The 17,432-nt window shown below is 62.3% G+C and carries 19 protein-coding genes; 4 read left to right on the forward strand and 15 right to left on the reverse strand.

What is annotated here, in order from left to right; genetic code table 11:
* Positions 1-9: 9 nt before the first annotated feature.
* The 3 genes from dnaJ (at position 10) to NFV80_RS16675 (ending at position 3,112) form a co-directional block, all read left to right on the forward strand.
* Positions 10-1,134, forward strand: coding sequence for a molecular chaperone DnaJ (dnaJ, locus tag NFV80_RS16665; protein WP_295331393.1), 1,125 nt, complete (start codon positions 10-12; stop codon positions 1,132-1,134).
* A gap of 161 nt (positions 1,135-1,295) precedes the next feature.
* Positions 1,296-2,438 carry an ABC transporter substrate-binding protein gene (locus NFV80_RS16670; RefSeq protein ID WP_295331392.1) on the forward strand — a complete coding sequence of 381 codons (1,143 nt, stop codon included), beginning with the start codon at positions 1,296-1,298 and terminating at the stop codon, positions 2,436-2,438.
* An 86-nt stretch (positions 2,439-2,524) separates the two neighbouring features.
* Positions 2,525-3,112: a hypothetical protein gene (locus tag NFV80_RS16675; RefSeq protein WP_295331391.1), complete on the forward strand. Its 588-nt coding sequence runs from the start codon at positions 2,525-2,527 to the stop codon at positions 3,110-3,112.
* A gap of 50 nt (positions 3,113-3,162) precedes the next feature.
* Here NFV80_RS16675 and NFV80_RS16680 read toward each other — a convergent pair whose 3' ends face one another.
* The 7 genes from NFV80_RS16680 to gloA form a co-directional block, all read right to left on the reverse strand.
* Positions 3,163-4,785 carry an ABC-F family ATPase gene (locus tag NFV80_RS16680; protein WP_295331390.1) on the reverse strand — a complete coding sequence of 541 codons (1,623 nt, stop codon included), beginning with the start codon at positions 4,783-4,785 and terminating at the stop codon, positions 3,163-3,165.
* A 110-nt stretch (positions 4,786-4,895) separates the two neighbouring features.
* Entirely contained in the window at positions 4,896-5,516 is a 621-nt protein-coding gene (locus tag NFV80_RS16685) for a LysE family transporter (protein ID WP_295331388.1), read from the reverse strand.
* A gap of 36 nt (positions 5,517-5,552) precedes the next feature.
* Positions 5,553-6,101, reverse strand: coding sequence for an HD domain-containing protein (locus NFV80_RS16690; RefSeq protein WP_295331387.1), 549 nt, complete (start codon positions 6,099-6,101; stop codon positions 5,553-5,555).
* Positions 6,091-7,152, reverse strand: a complete 1,062-nt coding sequence (locus tag NFV80_RS16695) for a sterol desaturase family protein (RefSeq protein WP_296759401.1) — start codon at positions 7,150-7,152, stop codon at positions 6,091-6,093. The genes NFV80_RS16690 and NFV80_RS16695 overlap by 11 nt, the downstream gene beginning before the upstream one ends.
* Positions 7,149-7,904 carry a polysaccharide deacetylase family protein gene (locus tag NFV80_RS16700; protein WP_295331385.1) on the reverse strand — a complete coding sequence of 252 codons (756 nt, stop codon included), beginning with the start codon at positions 7,902-7,904 and terminating at the stop codon, positions 7,149-7,151. The genes NFV80_RS16695 and NFV80_RS16700 overlap by 4 nt, the downstream gene beginning before the upstream one ends.
* Positions 7,901-8,863 carry a beta-propeller fold lactonase family protein gene (locus NFV80_RS16705; protein ID WP_295331384.1) on the reverse strand — a complete coding sequence of 321 codons (963 nt, stop codon included), beginning with the start codon at positions 8,861-8,863 and terminating at the stop codon, positions 7,901-7,903. The genes NFV80_RS16700 and NFV80_RS16705 overlap by 4 nt, the downstream gene beginning before the upstream one ends.
* A 277-nt stretch (positions 8,864-9,140) precedes the next feature.
* Positions 9,141-9,527 (reverse strand): lactoylglutathione lyase, encoded by a 387-nt coding sequence (gloA, locus tag NFV80_RS16710; protein ID WP_295331383.1) that lies wholly within the window; start codon positions 9,525-9,527, stop codon positions 9,141-9,143.
* A 397-nt stretch (positions 9,528-9,924) separates the two neighbouring features.
* Between gloA and NFV80_RS16715 the strand changes: the two genes are divergently transcribed.
* The gene (locus NFV80_RS16715; protein ID WP_295331382.1) at positions 9,925-10,056 is read left to right on the forward strand and encodes a hypothetical protein; all 132 of its coding nucleotides are present in this window, start codon (positions 9,925-9,927) and stop codon (positions 10,054-10,056) included.
* Between the two features lie 288 nt (positions 10,057-10,344).
* Here NFV80_RS16715 and NFV80_RS16720 read toward each other — a convergent pair whose 3' ends face one another.
* The 8 genes from NFV80_RS16720 to NFV80_RS16755 form a co-directional block, all read right to left on the reverse strand.
* Complete coding sequence (locus NFV80_RS16720) at positions 10,345-10,632, reverse strand: PepSY domain-containing protein (protein WP_295331381.1); 288 nt, start codon at positions 10,630-10,632, stop codon at positions 10,345-10,347.
* Positions 10,633-11,046: 414 nt separating this feature from the next.
* A complete protein-coding gene (locus tag NFV80_RS16725) occupies positions 11,047-11,799 on the reverse strand; it encodes a SprT family zinc-dependent metalloprotease (RefSeq protein ID WP_295331380.1) in 753 nt (250 codons plus the stop codon).
* A 4-nt stretch (positions 11,800-11,803) separates the two neighbouring features.
* The gene (locus NFV80_RS16730; RefSeq protein WP_295331379.1) at positions 11,804-12,547 is read right to left on the reverse strand and encodes a lysophospholipid acyltransferase family protein; all 744 of its coding nucleotides are present in this window, start codon (positions 12,545-12,547) and stop codon (positions 11,804-11,806) included.
* Positions 12,547-13,083, reverse strand: a complete 537-nt coding sequence (gene gmhB, locus NFV80_RS16735; RefSeq protein ID WP_295331378.1) for a D-glycero-beta-D-manno-heptose 1,7-bisphosphate 7-phosphatase — start codon at positions 13,081-13,083, stop codon at positions 12,547-12,549. Before gmhB ends, NFV80_RS16730 begins: the two co-directional genes overlap by 1 nt.
* Positions 13,080-15,152 carry a glycine--tRNA ligase subunit beta gene (glyS, locus tag NFV80_RS16740; protein WP_295331377.1) on the reverse strand — a complete coding sequence of 691 codons (2,073 nt, stop codon included), beginning with the start codon at positions 15,150-15,152 and terminating at the stop codon, positions 13,080-13,082. The genes gmhB and glyS overlap by 4 nt, the downstream gene beginning before the upstream one ends.
* Position 15,153: 1 nt before the next feature.
* Entirely contained in the window at positions 15,154-16,053 is a 900-nt protein-coding gene (glyQ, locus tag NFV80_RS16745; protein ID WP_295331376.1) for a glycine--tRNA ligase subunit alpha, read from the reverse strand.
* Positions 16,054-16,596: 543 nt separating this feature from the next.
* Positions 16,597-16,803: a hypothetical protein gene (locus tag NFV80_RS16750; protein WP_295331375.1), complete on the reverse strand. Its 207-nt coding sequence runs from the start codon at positions 16,801-16,803 to the stop codon at positions 16,597-16,599.
* Complete coding sequence (locus NFV80_RS16755) at positions 16,796-17,038, reverse strand: hypothetical protein (RefSeq protein ID WP_295331373.1); 243 nt, start codon at positions 17,036-17,038, stop codon at positions 16,796-16,798. The genes NFV80_RS16750 and NFV80_RS16755 overlap by 8 nt, the downstream gene beginning before the upstream one ends.
* Between the last annotated feature and the right edge of the window lie 394 nt (positions 17,039-17,432).

Raw genomic sequence — 17,432 nt, forward strand, 5'->3', positions numbered from 1 at the left:
CGAGAACCGATGGCCAAACGTGACTTTTATGAGATTCTGGGTGTCAACCGCGACGCCTCGGATGATGACATCAAGAGAGCCTATCGCAAACTGGCGATGAAATATCATCCGGACCGCAATCCGGACAACCCAAAAGCCGAAGAGCATTTCAAGGAAGTCAAGGAAGCCTACGAAATCCTGACCGACGCCGAAAAGCGTGCCGCCTACGACCAATACGGGCACGCCGGCATCGATCCGCAAGCGGGCATGGGTGGGGGCGGAGCGGGTGGTTTCGCCGATGCCTTTGGCGGCATATTCGATGAAATTTTCGGTGGCCGGCGCGGTGGTGGGGGTCGGTCCAGCGTCTACCGCGGCGCCGATTTGCGCTACAACCTCGAAGTGACGCTCGAACAGGCGGCGTTCGGTACCGAAACCAAAATTCGCATCCCGACCATGGAGGTTTGCGACGCCTGCCACGGCAGCGGCGCCAAAGCTGGTACGCAACCCAAGACTTGTCCGACCTGCCAGGGTAGCGGCCAGGTCCGACTGCAGCAGGGTTTCTTCTCGATTCAGCAGACCTGTCCCAAATGTCACGGGACGGGGCGGTTTATTGCCGATCCCTGCGGCCCTTGCCATGGCGCGGGTCGCGTCAAGCAGCACAAGACACTGGCCGTCAAGATCCCGGCAGGGGTCGACGAGGGCGATCGTATCCGGCTTTCGGGCGAGGGCGAGCACGGGATCAACGGCGGTCCCTCCGGCGACCTGTACGTCCAGATTCACCTCAGGCCGCATCCCGTCTTTCAACGCGAGCAGAACGACCTGCATTGCGAGATGCCGATCAGCTTCACCACAGCAGCGCTCGGTGGAGAGATCGACATTCCGACACTGGACGGTGCGGCAAAGATCCGCGTTCCGCCGGAGACTCAGTCCGGGAAAACCTTCCGCCTGCGCGGAAAGGGCATCAAGGGAGTGCGCAGTCACGCACAAGGGGACCTGCTTTGCCACGTGGTGGTGGAAACTCCCGTGCACCTGACCGAGCGGCAGAAGGAACTGCTACGCGAGCTTGAAGAGTCCAGCCGGGAAAACTCTGCTCACCATAACCCCCGCGCCAAGTCCTGGATGGATCGCGTGCGCGACTTTTTCGCCGCCACCTGACGAGATTCGCTTGCCGACGCAACGGCCGCTTGCCGGATCGACCAGCAATCAGTTTCTCCGTGTAAGGACGGTGTCAGCTTGCGTCTCCATGCTTGTTCGTCTCCGCCGGGACCGGTTCGCCGGAACGCCACGGCGGGAACACGTGGCTGGGGGGCGATCGCATGGGATTGGCAAGAGCACTGCTGTTGGCTATTCTGAGCTGGGTCGGAGGTGTGCTGGCAGGCGAGGTCGGCGTCACCGACAGCACTATCCTGATCGGAATGACGGCACCTTTTTCCGGTCCCAGCGGAGCGTACGGGCTGGACATGAAGACGGTAATCAACGCCTACTTCCGCCAGATCAACGACGCCGGAGGCATCCATGGACGGCGATTGGACCTGCGCGCCATCGACGACGGTTACGAAACCGAGCGGACGCTTGTCAATACTCGTAACCTCATCGCGCAGGAGAAGGTTTTCGCCCTGCTCGCGTCGTATGGCTCGAGTCCGACCACGGCGGCGATGAACGAGGTCTTCGGGATTGCCAGAGTGCCGCTGGTCGGCACCATTTCCGGCGCCGATTCGATCCGCCAGTCGCCGAAGGACAATCCGAACAATCGCTACATGTTCAATGTCCGGGCGAGCTACGCGAACGAGACGGAAGCGATCGTGAACCAGCTTACCTCCCTCGGTTTCAAGAACATCGCCGTCCTCTACCAGAATGACGGTTTCGGCAAGTCCGGTCTCGACGGCGTTGTTGCCGCGCTGAAGAAGCACGGACAGGCGCCGTCCGCCGTGGCCACCGTCGAACGCAACTCGGTCGATGTCGGGCAGGCGGTCCAGACGATCGCCAAGGCCAATCCGCAAGCGGTCATCATGGTGACCCTGTACAAACCGACCGCCGCTTTCGTGCGCGCGATGAGGAAAATTGGCCAGACGCCGCAGTTCATGACCTTGTCTCCGGTCGGCGCCGATTTGCTGGTTCAGGAACTCGGTGACGAGGCACGCGGCATCGGCATATCCCAGGTCATGCCCTATCCGTGGAACGATGCCACACCAATAGTACGGGAATACCAGAGGCTGCTCGGCCCGAATGGGAAACCGTCGTACTATGGTCTCGAAGCTTACGCCATGGCGAAGTTGCTGGTCGACGCGATCCGCAAGACGGGCAAGGATCTGACGCGCGAGAAATTCATTGCCACGCTTGAGAACATGCAGAATCACGACCTGGGTGGTTATCGCGTCAGCTATTCGGCCAACGATCGTCTTGGTTCCCGCTTTGTCGATCTCACCGTGGTCGGCAGTGGTGGTCGGGTTCTGCGTTAGCGCCGAATGATCGCCACAGCGTTGGGTGCGTTTTTCCCGCACGGTCGGAAGCCGGGTTCTGCCGTGTGCGCGGGCATGCGTGCGACATGCTGACGCGTGCTGGTATCTTGCTGCTGATGCTGCTGGGAATGAGAGCCGCGGCGTGTGCCGACGTGTCCGCCCCGCAGACGCTCGAAGAGGCCAAGGCGCAGCGTGAGCGCGCCGCTGCGCTGCGTGCCGAGGCCGAGCGCCGCCTGGACAGCGAGCGCAAGCAGTGCTACTCGAAATTCCTGGTCAACGACTGTCTTGCGGCGGCCAAGAAGCGCTATACGGCGACGATCGTCGAGGCTCGCCAGATCGACCAGCCGGCTCGCGATTTCGAGCGCGAGGCGAAGCGGCAGGAAGTCGAGGCCAAGGAGGCGCAGCGAGTGGCTGATCAGCCGCGGCGCGAGGCAGAGCAGAAGGAGAGCGCCGAGCGCTTCCGCGCCGAAGAGGCAGCCAAGGCTGCTGAACGCGAACGAAAACTTGCGGCAAAAGCGGCGCAGGCGGAAGAGGGGCGCCGGAAGGCCGCGGCCGAGCAGGCAAAACGGCAGGCCAAGCTGGAAAAGCGGGCCAGCGAGGAAGCCGAACGACAGGCGAAGAAGGCTGCGCACGAGGCCGCGGGCCAGCCGGCGGCGGGTAGCCGTGCCAACTGAGGCGCTGCCACAGACACCAGACCATCGTTGCCCGGGCGCGCCCGGCCGGGTCAGGCGATGCCTTGGCTGGCGAGATACTCCTCGTAATTTCCGGGGTAGCTGACAACCTGGCCGTCGAGGCGAATTTCCAGAATGCGCGTGGCGAGCGAGGAGACGAATTCGCGGTCGTGCGAAATGAAAATCAAGGTGCCCTTGAACTTCTCCAGCGCGGTATTGAGCGACTCGATCGATTCCATGTCGAGATGGTTGGTCGGTTCGTCGAGTACCAGGACGTTCGCTTTCAGTAGCATCAGCTTGCCGAAAATCATCCGGCCCTGCTCGCCGCCGGAGATCACCTTGACCGCTTTCCGGACTTCGTTGCCCGAGAACAGGAGCCTGCCTAACGTGCCACGGATCAGCGTCGACAGGTCTTCGCCTTCGCTCGCGCTGTTGCGCGCGTAGCCGGCGATCCAGTCGGTGAGGCTGAGGTCGCTGTCGAAATCGCTGGCATGGTCCTGGGCATAGTAGCCGAGTCGTGCCTTTTCCGCCCACTTGATGCTGCCACGCTGCGGCTGCAGCTCGCCCATCAGGAGCTTCAGCAGTGTCGTCTTGCCGACGCCGTTTTCGCCGATGATCGCCAGACGTTCGCCTCCGTTGAGCGTCAGGTCGAGCTTGCTGAAGATTTTTCGCTCGCTTCCGTGATAAGCGAAGGTGAGGTTCTGGATTTCCACTGCCTGGCGGTGCAGCTTCTCCTTTTCGTCAAACTCGAAGCGGATCCACGGGTACTGCCGCGATGAAGGCTTGACGTCCTCCGGTTTGAGCTTGTCGATCAGTTTCAGGCGGGAGGTTGCCTGTTTCGCCTTGGACGCGTTCGCCGAAAAACGGCGGACGAAGTTCTGCAGTTCAGCGATGCGTTCCTTGGCCTTGGCGTTGGCACTCTGCTGGCGTTCGCGGGCCTGTGCCGAGGCTTCCATGAAGTCGTCGTAGTTGCCCGGATAGACGGTGATCTTGCCGTAATCCAGGTCAGCCATGTGTGTGCATACCTGGTTGAGGAAGTGTCGGTCGTGCGAGATGATGACCATCGTGCTGTTGCGCTCGTTGATCACATTTTCCAGCCAGCGGATGGTGGCAATGTCGAGGTTGTTGGTTGGCTCGTCGAGCAGGAGGATCTCCGGATCGGCAAACAGCGCCTGGATGAGCAGGACGCGCAGTTTCCAGCCCGGCGCGACATCGCTCATCGGGCCGAAATGTTGTTCGGTGGGAATTCCTACCCCGAGCAGCAGTTCGCCGGCGCGCGCTTCGGCCGTGTAGCCACCGTACTCGGCGAACCGGGCCTCGAGGTCGGCAGCATGGATGTAGTCGTCTTCGCTCGCGTCCGGGTTGGCGTAAATCGCGTCCTTTTCGAGCATGCAGTTCCACATTTCCTCGTGCCCCATCATCACCACGTCGATCACGCGCTGCTGCTCGAAAGCGAACTGGTCCTGGCGCAGAAATGCCATGCGTTCGTGCGGGTCTTTAGAGACATTGCCGGCGGTCGCTTCGAGTTCGCCGGCGAGGATCTTCATGAAGGTCGATTTTCCGGCGCCGTTGGCACCGATCAGGCCATAACGATAGCCCTCGCCAAACTTGACCGAGACGTTTTCAAAGAGGGGCTTGGCCCCGAACTGCATGGTGATGTTATTGGCGACGAGCACGAAGAAACCTCGGGAAAATCATCAGTTTGCAAAAGCCCGTCATTGTACCTCAGAGGCCGCCGCCGTGCCTGCCCGGGAATGGCGTGGCGATCTTCGGGAGCAGGTCGCGTTCAGCGATTGTCGAGCGCCAGCCTGACGGCGAAGACAAGCAGCGCGCTACCCGCCAGGCGGGTTGCCAGCAAACGTGCGAAGGGCAGCGAGGCGATCCGACGGGCAATCGCGTTACCGGCGAACACCAGCATGGCCTGGTAGAGAAGGCAGAGGAAGGTTACGTGCGCAGCCATCACGGCGAGCGTCGCCGAGGACGCGTCGGCGTGCAGGAAGAGGGGAAAGAAGGCCACGAAAAACAGCAGCACCTTCGGGTTGGTCAGGCTGACCGCCAGCGCCTGTCGAAAGTAGCGCCACGCATCTTGCCTGCCGGTGGCTGCCGGCGGGCCACCGGCCGCCGGCGCGTGCAGCAGTTGCAGACCCAACCAGCCGAGGTAGGCGGCGCCGAACCATTGCAGGCCCTGGAAAAGGGCAGGGTGCGCCTGCATCACGGTGGCCAGGCCGACAATCGCTGCGATCATGTACACCATGTCGCCGAGCAGCGTGCCGACGACGGCGCCCAGCCCGGCCGCGATACCGCCGCGTGCCGTGGCGTTAAGGATGGATAGCGTACCGGGACCGGGAATCAACTGGAAGATGGCGATCGCCGCGACAAAGCTGCCATAGTTTTGGATTCCGAACATCGCTTTCCCTCCCGCCGAAGCCCTTACGATTGCCCTTCAGCGATCCGCAGATGTCGTCCCGTGCGTCGTCGGCGGCTCAGATCCGGCCGGTCGCGCCGGGGCCCGCAGCAGAGCATCGAGCTCCGTCCACAACGGCTCGCAAAGGCCGCGTCGGTAGGCGGCTCGCCGGAAGGCCGGGTGCTCCTGGCGGTACACCTCCCATAATCGGTGCCGCTGGTCGGCGACACAACTGCGCACGTTCGCCAGGCGGTCTGCCGCCTTGACCACCAGCGCCAGTTCGGTGACACCGTTCACCAGCGCCAGCCTGGCATAGGTGGCGGCCTTCCGCTCGGCGCGGCTGCTCCCTGGGGAGTCGGTCAGCAGACCGACACAGTCGGCAATCAGCTCTCCAAAGCGCTGGCGGATGTCGAATTCGCTTACTGTGGTGTCCTCGACGACGTCGTGCAGGTAGCCGATCACCTGCGCGTCGGCGCCATAGGGCGAGAGCAGCTCAGCCACCGCGTCGAGGTGGAAGGCATAGGGCCGGGCGCCATACCTCTGGTCGCCGTGGGCGGTCAGCGCGAACGCGCGGGCTTCATCGACCATCGTCGTGGCGGAGGTGCTCGACGGCAGAAGTGCTTGTCAGGCCCTGCCCGCTTGCTGGCGTAACGCTCACGGTCGCCGGCGACGGCGAGAGGGCGTCCGGCTGGAAAGTCGCCACCAAGGCGCGAATTCCTTCCCACTGCTGCCGCCAGAAGCCGCTCTGTGCCGCCGAGTCTGGCAGCGGCCCATGGCTGATCCCTGATGGTGGTATCGTCCCGCCGCGGTACTGTGTGCCGAAAAGCTGATCCCAGATCGGGAAGAGGATCGCGAAGTTGCAGCCAAAACGGTACTGCCTGCCGGCCGGAAGCTCGAGGGCATGGTGCCAGCGGTGGTAACGCGGGCTGACCAGCAGTCGTTCGCCAAGGCGCCCGAACGACAGTCGGGCGTTGACGTGCGAGAGGTTCTCGACCGTCTTGACGACGATCAGCAGGCCAATGAAGTGGCCTGGCGGGACTCCGATCAGTAGGGCGACGGCAGCGAACCAGAAACCGGCGGTCAGGTCGTCGAGCAGATGGTTGCGGCTGTCGGTCCATAGCGTCATCTGCCGCTGGCTGTGGTGGATCGCATGCAGCGCCCACCACCAGCCGAAGGTGTGCGAAAGGCGGTGGCGCCAGTATTCCGCGAAATCCAGTACCACCAGGTAGATCAAGAAACTCAGCAGCGGCTGTCCATCGAGCGCCGGAAACCAGTCTTCGAGCTGTCGCGGAATGATGTCATGAAAGCGCAGCCAGCCCTCGACCGTGTCGATCAGCGGCACCAACGAGGCAAAGACGAGGAGTGGAATGATGCCCAGCCGGTCGAGGAAGGAATACAGCACGTCCACACGCACGGCTTTGCGATCGGCCCAGATCTCGATCGGTCGCAGCGCTTCGAGCGGTCGCAGCAGCAGGAAGGCGACGCTGATCTGCAATACGCCGCAGAGGAAGAACTCGACGCCGTCAAAAGCCATTTCCAGATAGCTGCCCAGCCCCAAAGCGAGCAACGGAGGCTGCACGACGCGGTCGAGCAGCCAACCCTGCAGTTGTACGAAGACATCGAGAAAGGTGTCGATCATGGTTGCCCACGCAGGGTGGCAAAACAGAAGCCCCTCGTCTTGAGGCCGCTGATCAGGGGATCGAGCATCGGGGCGAAGGCGTCCTTGCGTGACCAGATGCCGAGATGCGCCATGACGATGTCGCCGTCCCGCAGACGGTCGAGCGCGCGTTGCAGCAACAGCGAATTCGGGTAGCCCTCGGAAGGCAGCTCGTCGCCGAGAAATCCCGCCGCTGCCCAACCGACGTGGCGGTAGCCGCAGCTCTTCGCGGCGGCGAGCGTGTTCGGCGTCGTGCGGCCGCCGGGAGCGCGCCAGAGCGGATCGAGCCGCCGTCCGGTGAGCTCCTGGAAGCGTTCATCAGGGCGCTTCACCTCGTCGCAGACGGCCTGCGCATCGAGATCTTCGCTGTGGCCATCCGACAGGCGGTAGCGGACCCGATCGCCTCTGTCGCTGCGAAAGCTTCCGTGTCGCCAGGTGTGGCTGCCGAAAGCGTGGCCTTCGGCAACACGCGCTTGCCAGTACGGCGCCCAGGTCTGATCGAGCGCATGATCGCCACGGCTGGTCGCTTCCTGAGCCAGAAAGAAGGTCGCCTTGACGCCATGCTTGGCGAGCGTTTCGGCAATCAATTCGGCATGGCGCATGTTGCCGGTGTCGAAGGTCAGGTAGAGCGTGCCCTTGCAGGCCGCCGCCGGGGCAGAGGGCGTGGCCGCAGCGCCGGTTGCGCCCGCAAGCAAGGTGAGGGCAATGAGCAGGCGCGGAAGCGGGCAAATCATCGGAGTCCGGCGTGATTGAGGAAAAAGACGCCGTGCGGCGAACTGCCCACGGGGATCGAATGCTTGAGCTTCTTTGTGAGCAGGTCGAGAACCTGCACCTTGCGCGCGAAGCGCGCAGTCGTCCACAGTTCGGTGCCATCGGCGCGGACGATCATGTCGTCGGGGCCGCCGGGAACCTCGTATTTTTCCACCACGGTCATCGTTTGCGTGTCGAGCAGCGAAATGCTGCCATCGACGGTGCGGTTCGACACGTAGAAATGCCGTCCGTCCCCTCTCGGCTGCAGGTTGTGCGCCGCAGTCGCAGTGGGAATCTTCTTGACGCTCTGCCGCGCCCGCCAGTCGATCACCTCGACGACCCCGTCGCCCATGCAGGCGACCAGCAGATGGCGGTTGTCCGGCGACATGACGATACCCGCAGGGGTTGCCGAGACCGGCATGATCCACGCAACCTTTTGCAGTCCGAGGCTGATCGCCATCACCTGATTGGAATCCTGCAGGGTAACGAAGACGAACTGGCTGTTGTCATCGAAAGCCATGTGTGAGGGCGTTTTCGCGGCCGGTAAGCGGGCGATCAGTCGGAAATCGCTGGGATCGTAGAGATCGACGCGATCGAGGCGCAGCGAAGTGGCGACGAACCACTTCCGGTTCGGCGAATAACCGAGCTGATAGGGGTCCGAAATGTCACGCACCCGTCTCTGCTCCTGCCCGGTGAGCGGGTCCAGAAATACCAGTTGGTTGGATGCCGCGCAGGCAACGATCACCGACTTGTCATCGGGAGTGGGCAGCAGGTGGTGCGGCTCCTTGCACACGCTTGCCTTGCCGCTCACCTCGTAGGTGTCCGTATTGATCAGGCTGATCGTCCCTTCCGCCGAATTGAGGGCGATCGCCAGCCCGGCGTACGCATTCAGGCTCGAGCACAGCAGGAGAATTCCGGCCAGGCGGAGTAGCGAATTCATCATCGGGAGAGTCGTCGTCTCGCGGGAACAGTTCCGGAAGCCTGCATCGGCAAGGCATCGCCGACGCGGATGCCAGCAACGGCAGGAATGCTTGCGGGCGATCGTGGGGAATGCGTTTGCGGCGGGATATTGCGGCATGGCGCTTACGTCAGACTGACTGTCTGCGGATTGTGGAGAGGATCAAGCAGGATGCCCTGGCATGCCGACCGCACGGAAAATTCGGCGAGAAAGCCGCGTGCGGGCGGTTTCCGGCCCGGCGAGGCAGGGAAAGACACTGGGCCTAGTCTTTCTTCTGAATCAGCTCGATCTTGTAGCCATCGGGATCTTCGACGAAAGCGATCACCGTCGAGCCGTGTTTCATCGGGCCGGCTTCGCGCACCACCTTGCCGCCGCGCGCCCTGATCTGCTCGCACGCCGCGTAGGCGTCGGGCACCGCGATTGCCACGTGCCCGAACCCGTTACCCAGATCGTACGACGCGGTGTCCCAGTTGTGTGTCAGTTCGAGGACGGCGCCGTCGGCTTCCGGGCCGTAACCGACGAAGGCCAGCGTGAAGCGACCGGTCGGGTAATCCTGTCGGCGCAACTCGCGCATGCCGAGTACCTCGGTGTAAAAGGCCAGCGAGCGATCGAGATCGCCGACGCGCAGCATCGTATGCAATATTCTCATTTCTTGTCCTTGCCAGTCAGAATCGGCATGCCGCGCAGGTTCCCGGAGGGTGGAGCGGCAGTCGGGGGCAACGCCGCAAAGATTGCCCGGAAGCGGTGTGAAGAATCCGGACCATTGCGCCATGCGAGGCGCTCATTCTACCGCTAGTCGATCGCAGCAAGGCGTTTTGACGGTGTTCTTCTGCGTAATGAATGGCCTACCCCACGCGGGCGGGGTAGGCACGGCCAACGATGTGGCAGGCCGGATTGCTGCGCTGGAGACGGCAAATCCCACCCGCTCAGCGCGCAGCGATCGACGGCATGCCTGCCACGCGGACCGGGTAGGTAACGAGCCATGTTTCGGGGGGTGTGCTTCGAGCTTGTTCAATTCTTGCCACGCTTGCGCCGGTGAACGCGGGATGCCCGGGATATTCGCGATGACGCCGGCTGCGGACGACCACGCCGGTGGCGTGAAAGCCGATGAGGACGAGCGTGCCGTTGGCAAGCGCGCTTCGATCCTCATGGCGGCTGCCCGGCTGTCGCCAAGCTGACGAGCGCCACGACGTGCCACGAAGTATTTCCGCTACCCGAACACCGTGCGCAGGGTCGGTTCACGAGCGGAAAACCGTGCGTCCTGCGTGCCAACGAGCCTTAAACGAGACGGGGCGTGAGCAGCCCGAGGATCGCCTGGCGCAGCGCTTGATGCCCTCGGCCGTCATCGCCGAGGGCATAGGCACCGAGGAAAGCCGGCGCCGGCGGACCGTGAGCGATCCGCAACAGCTGATCTCAATCGGGCACCATTGCGTCCCAGACCGTGTCTGCGGCGGAGACGCCGGACTTCATTTCTTGCCTGCCTGGCCAACGACGCTTGCCTCCACCGGATTGACGAAGAGTTCGACTTTCTTGCCGTCCTTGTCGTTGGCGTACACTTCATAGCAGCTTCCGCCCCGCTTGACCTTTCCTACGCTATATCCTTGGGCTTCAAACCTGGCCTTGACGTCGGCAATGCTCATCCACTTGGCTTGCGGTTCGCTGGTGCATTCGCCGCTGTAGGTGGTGGCAAAAGCGCCGAACGAAAGAGTGGAAAGCGCCAGCGTCGTCGCGACTCCGATGAGTTGTGCGTTCATGATGTTTCCTTTCAGGCAGTGGAAGTTGACCCGGCGGGATGCCGGGAGGTCGATTGCCATGGACGCAGATTACGGCTTGGCGTTGAAGCGAATCTTAAGAAGGAAGCACGCGCAGGAGTCCTCCGGCAAACTTCGTTTTCGTCGTCTCGCCCGCGGGGCGCTGGAGTGGATTGGCCTGCGCCATCGCCAGGGTGGTGCTACCGAAATGGCAGCCTTTTCCGAGGTCTCGACGAGCTTGCCAATACGAATTGGCTGTCGAGTGCCAATGGTATGCACGCGCGGTTCATTGCGGTGATCGCATTGCTCGTGCGGTCGCTACCAGCCCTCCCGTCGGCCTTCGCGACCCGCCTGGGCGGATGCCGGACGGAAAACATGTGCCTGCATCCTGGCGAGGCGCAGGCGAATTTCGCTCGCCTAACCTTCTCCGTGGGGCCGCACGAACTCCATGTATGGCACCCGCCCGCACCTCTTGAGTTCCGCCTGCAGGTTGCGCCAGTCGGGCAAGACCGAGGCCATCACCGCTTTGTGGCTCGGGCTGTGGTTCATTTCGCGCAGATGCGCCAGCTCGTGCACCACTACGTAGTCGACCAGCGCTTGCGGAAAGTGGATCAGTCGCCAGTTCAGCCGTATGCCGCTGCGTCGGCTGCAACTACCCCAACGTCCGCGTGCCGACGAAAGCGAAAGTACCGGCAAATCGAGGCCCAGCAGCGGTGCGAAATGGCCGAGTCGTTCGACGAACAAGGCCCGCGCCGATTCGCGCAGAGCCTTCTCGAGTACCCGCGGCGCTTCGGCTGGCGAGCGCAGACAAAGGGTCAGTGCCCGCTCCGCGGGTGGCAGACTCCACACCCAGCGATTTGTACCGATCGCCAGTCGGATCGTAAACGGAATGCCGAGCAGTGGCAGCTGCACCCCGTCGGCGACAGGCACCGCTTCGGGAACGCTTCGATCGTTCCATTCCTCGAGCTTCCGGCGCACCCATTCGCGATGCCGCAGGATTACCGTTTCGACTTCCTGCAGTGAGGCGAGCAGCGGGGCGCCGACGCGCAGACCGCGATGGTCGATCGACAGCCCGATGCTTCGGCGCCGGGCCCGGCGCAGGAGGTAGGGCACTCGGTGCCCGCCGAGTTCGATCGTGCGGATGGTTTCGTCGGCTGCCAGCGGCCGCATTTCGTCAGGCCGCCACCGCCTCGGTCACGGACGGGTAGCGATGCGGCGAGATGCGCCGCATTTCGGATTCGATCCAGGTGGCCGCGAGCGCGTTGATTTTCGCAGCGCTCTTGCCGGCGGGATCGATCGGTGGCCCGATACTGACGGTGATCAATCCCGGGGAAATGGCGAAACGACTCTTTGGCCAGATCTCGCCCGCGTCGTGGGCCACCGGTACCACCTTGGCCCCGCTGCGCACCGCGAGTTGGGCGCCCCCCGGCTTGTAACGCGAAGTCGTTCCCGGTGCGACGCGCGTTCCCTCCGGGAAGATCACCACCCAGTAGCCGGCCGCCAGGCGTTCCCGTCCCTTTTCGACGACCTGTTTCAATGCATCCTTGGCCGCCGCACGATCGATCGAGATCATCTTCATCGCTGCCAGACTCCAGCCAAAAAACGGCACGCGCAGTAGTTCCTTCTTGAACACGAAGACCAATGGTGGAAAGATTGCCTGCAGTCCGACGGTTTCCCACGCCGACTGGTGTTTGGCCATCACGACCGAAGGTTCCGTCGGCATGTTCTCACGACCGAGGACGCGATGTCGTACGCCGAGTACATGGCGGCAGAGGGCCAGCGCCGCATCGCGCCAGATGGCAAAGAGCCAATAACGCACGCCGATCGGCAAGACCACGGCCAGGGAAATGAGTCCTCCGACGACCATCGTCAATAGGCTGACCAGGATCAGGTACAGCGCGGTACGCAGCCCGGCCATCACGACCGCAGGAGATAGTCGGTTGCCGCCGCCAGGTCGGGGAACACCAGTGTGCCTTCCGGCAGCCCTCCATCGGCCTGTGTTTGCGTTCCCTTGCCGGTCATTACCAGCAGCGGTATCGCACCGACCGCAGAAGCGGCCTGCAGGTCGCGCAGCGAATCACCGACGGCAGGAGTTCCCGGCAGATCTATGTTGAAGCAGTTGGCGATTCGCTCCAGCATACCGGTCTTGGGCTTGCGGCAGTTGCAGCCGGAGTCGATCGAATGCGGGCAGTAGAATATCGCGTCGATGCGTCCGCCGGCCTCGTGCACGGCGCGATGCATCTTGTCGTGGATGGCGTTCAGCGTATCCATATCGAACAGGCCGCGCCCGATGCCGGACTGGTTGGTGGCGACCACCACGCGATAACCGGCCTGGTTCAGTCTTGCAATCGCCTCGATGCTGCCCGGGATCGGTCGCCATTCGGCCGGCGACTTGATGAACTGGCGCGAGTCGTAGTTGATGACGCCATCGCGGTCGAGAATGACGAGTTTCATACCGCGAGCTTCGAAATGTCTGCCACTGCGTTGAGCTGCGCGAAGAGGACTTTGAGCAGGCCGAGACGGTTGCCACGCAGCAGGGGCTCGGGCACGTTGACCATCACTTCGTCGAAGAAGCGGTCTACGTCTGCGCGTATTGCGGCGAGTACCTTGAGCGCGTCCGCATAGTCTTCGTTGGCGACGTGCGAACGGACCAGCGGCGAGAGCAACACGACCCGCTGGAATAGGTTCTTCTCGGCCTCTTCCTCGAGCAGCGCGATGCCCGGTTCCGGCAACTCATCCTCGGCCTTCCTGAGGATGTTGCCGATACGCTTGTTGGCCGCGGCCAAGGCCCGCGACTCGGGCAAGGCCAGAAATTCACTGACTGCCGCCAGCCTGGCGGGAACCAGGTCGATCCGCGTCGGCCGCTGCGCCAGCACCGCCTCGATGACGTCGGGAGCATGGCCGGCCTCCCTGAGCATGCCACGCAAGCGGTCAAGAAGGAAGGTGAGCAGGGAATCATGGACTGCTGTGAGCGCGATCCCCTGCTTGCCGAGTTCCGCCGCCGCGTCGCGGATCAGTTCTCCGAGGTCGAGCGGCAAGGAGGTTTCCATGAGGATTCGCAGCACGCCGAGCGCAGCCCGCCGCAGACCGAAAGGATCCTTGTCACCGGTCGGCAGTTGTCCGATCCCGAAGAAGCCCACCAGGGAGTCGAGCTTGTCGGCGAGTGCGGCAGCGCAGGCGACGTTACCTGCGGGCAAGTCGTCACCGGCGAAACGCGGCCGGTAATGTTGTTCGATGGCGTCGGCAACTACCGGCAGGCCGCCTTCGTGCAGCAGGTAGTAGCGCCCCATGATTCCTTGCAACTCGGGAAACTCGCCAACCATGTCGGTCAGCAGGTCGATCTTGGCGAAGAGCGCCGCGCGTTCTGCGAGATTGCCATCCGCCCCGAGCTTTTCGGCGATGTTCCGCGCGACGCGGCCCATCCGTTGCGCGCGATCGCCAAGTGAGCCGAGTTTGTGGTGATAGACGACGCTGCCAAGGCGAACGACTCGGCTGGCAAAACCATTCTTGCGGTCCTGGTCGTAAAAGAAGCGCGCGTCCGACAGGCGCGGGCGCACCACGCGCTCGTTGCCGTGAATGATCTGGCTCGGATCATCGACCTGCATGTTCGAGACGATCAGGAAGCGGTTGCGCAGTTTCCCTTGACGATCCAGCAGCGGGAAGTACTTCTGATTCTGTTGCATCGTCAGGATCAGGCATTCCTGCGGTACCGCGAGGAATTCCGGGTCGAATTCGCCAACATAGACCGCCGGCCATTCAACCAGTGACGTCACCTCGTCGAGCAGACCTTCGGCCGAATCGATGTGGGCATCGAATTCTCTGGCCGCTGCGTCGAGTTGCTCGGCAATCGCTCGACGCCGCTGGGCAAAGGCCGCGATCACCTTCGCCGCGGCAAGCTTGGCCGGATAATCGGCGGCTTGATCGATGACGATTTCGCCGGCAGACAGGAAGCGGTGACCGAGCGTTGTCCGCCCGCTCGTCAATCCGAGCACGTTGCCGGGAACGACACGGCTTCCATGCAGGAGAACCAGACCGTGCACGGGGCGAACGAACTGGTGTTCCGAACTTCCCCAGCGCATGAGCTTGGCGATCGGCAGCTTCTTCAGCGCCTGCGCGACGATTTCGGCCAGATGCTCGGCAAGGTCTTCGCCTTTCTTCTCGCGACGGGCGACGAAATATTCGCCCTTGCCGTCGGCCACCTTGTGCAACTGGTCGAAAGTGACGCCGGCGGCGCGCATGAAGCCCTCCAGCGCTCGGCTCGGCCGTCCTGCCTCGTCGACCGCGCCGGCGACCGCGGGGCCCTTCTTTTCGAGAAGGCGGTCTGGCTGCCGCTCGGCAACCTCCGTGACGATCAGCGCCAGACGCCGGGGGGTGGCGTAGGGAGTGCATGTGCTCTCGACGCTGGTGAATTGTTGCGCCTGCAGAGCCGAGAAGACGGTGTCGGCAAAGGCCTCGGAGAGTGCTTTCAGCGACTTTGGCGGCAACTCCTCGGTGCGCAGCTCGATCAGGAGGGCATCTTTCATCTCATGACACCCCTGCACTGGCCTTGCACATCGGGAAGCCAAGCGCCTGACGGGAATCGTGGTAAGCCTGCGCCACTTCACGCGCCAGGGCACGTACGCGGCCGATGTAGGCAGCGCGTTCGGTTACCGAAATGGCGCCGCGGGCATCGAGCAGATTGAAGGTGTGCGAACACTTCATGACCATCTCGTAGCCGGGGAGGGCGAGTCCGGCCGCGACCAGACGCCGCGCTTCGGATTCGTGTTCGCTGAAGTGGCGGAACAGCAGGTCGACGTTGGAATGTTCGAAGTTGTACTTCGATTGCTCGACCTCGTTCTGGTGATAAACGTCCCCGTACGTCACCCGATAGCCGGGTCCCTCGGCCCAGACCAGGTCGAAGACGTTCTCGACTCCCTGCAGATACATCGCCAGGCGCTCGATGCCGTAGGTGATTTCACCCAGCACCGGCCTGCAGGGCAGCGAGCCGACTTCCTGGAAATAGGTGAACTGCGTCACCTCCATGCCGTCCAGCCACACTTCCCACCCGAGTCCCCAGGCGCCCAGCGTCGGGCTTTCCCAGTCGTCCTCGACGAAGCGGACATCGTGCTGGTCGGTGTCGATTCCCAGCGCGCGCAACGAGTCCAGATAGAGGTCCTGAATGTTCGATGGGGAAGGTTTGAGCACCACCTGGTACTGGTAATAGTGTTGCAGGCGGTTCGGGTTCTCGCCATAACGGCCGTCCTTCGGCCTGCGCGACGGTTGCACGTACGCCGCGTTCCACGGTTCCGGGCCGATGGCACGAAGAAAGGTCGCGGTGTGGAAGGTGCCTGCACCCACTTCGACGTCGTATGGCTGCAGCAGGGCGCAACCCTGTTTGTCCCAGAAATCCTGGAGACGAAGAATCACTTCCTGAAACGTGGGCATGGGAGGACTTCGGACGGAACCAGAAGCCGCGATTCTACTTGGTTTCTCCCTGGACAAGAACCCGCTTCGTCGTCGCCGCCGGCGCTGGCGACACGGTAGGGCTGGCGGCCTATCAACGACACCAAGCACGGGGGGCGGAATTGGCTTTGCACTTTCGGCGCGAGGAGCACCTGATCAAGATGGCCTGCCGCGGTGCTTTACCAAGGTCATCGACGTACCCTGACCACACTGACGTCCGCGGGCACCAGGCGCCCCGCGTCCCGGTTCGGGCGCGCGGGCTGCATGCGCGTCGCCTGAACCGGCGAGTGGGGCGTGTCCATTCATCGTAGTTCGTTCTTGGATCTTCCCGAGGAGATTTCCAGCGATCGCACCGAAGAGGTCCACGATCGGGGTTGGTTGCTCATCGTTGTAACCGACAACAAGCAGCAATGGCGAGAGGCCGAGAACGGAAATTGCGAAAAAAACCTGAGCACCTGATGTGGTGGTGCGCCAGACTGCGGAGGAGTAGTCATGACCCGCACCTATGAGGCATAACGTCCAAATTCAGCGGCGAGCGAAGCGAGTCCGTTGCAATGCAGTGTTCGGCAAATTTGCTGGATTGACCGGGGGAGCCAAGACCTGGACGCCTGCCGCCTTAAGTCTGGCTTCGCCAAGCTGTATTTCTTTGAACAGTGCATCCAGATTGTTGCCATACTTGATGCCAATCGCGTCCTTGATCGCATGAACTTCCATCATGATTTCGTCAGCCATCGTTATTTCCTCCAAGAAGCTCCTCGGGAGTACATATGATCGGGAGGAGCAATCCGATTGTCTCAAGATACACGGCAATTTTTTCCTGAATCACTGGATTGGCAATGTGATGGCAATTCCAGGTCAGTAGAAAATCAACGTGATGCAGTGTCGAAACCGCAATATGAAGCGCATCCTCAATCGCCCCGGCAGGAATAATGACTTGTTCAATAGGCGATTTGGCCAGGCGAATCATGTCTTGGGTTACCGCGAGACGGATATCCCCTCAAGTGCCGCAAGCCTTTTCTGCGAAGCTACAGGATCGCCAGCGGCGCACTCTTGCCAGACCAACTGTGAAACAAGCGGTTCCTAATCCGAGCGTAGCTCCCACCAAGCCAGCGCTATTTGCTGATGAGCGGCACCGATAATAATCTTGCTTGGGCGCGCCGTCAGACAGCTGATCACGGAGGTTTCAACGTGGATACTGCGCTTCATGAATTCAGTCCTTTTGTGGAAACCGTGGCCTGTCCGCTAATATTTCGGGTTGAATGAAAAGTTACATTAATTGAGCCTGGCCCCTTTTAACGCTTATTAATTGAGCCTGAAAATCATCTAGCCGGCCTCCCGCCACCGAGGAGGTAGTGGGCTAA

It is taken from the genome of Accumulibacter sp. (assembly GCF_023806565.1).
In the GTDB taxonomy this organism is placed as follows: domain Bacteria; phylum Pseudomonadota; class Gammaproteobacteria; order Burkholderiales; family Rhodocyclaceae; genus Accumulibacter.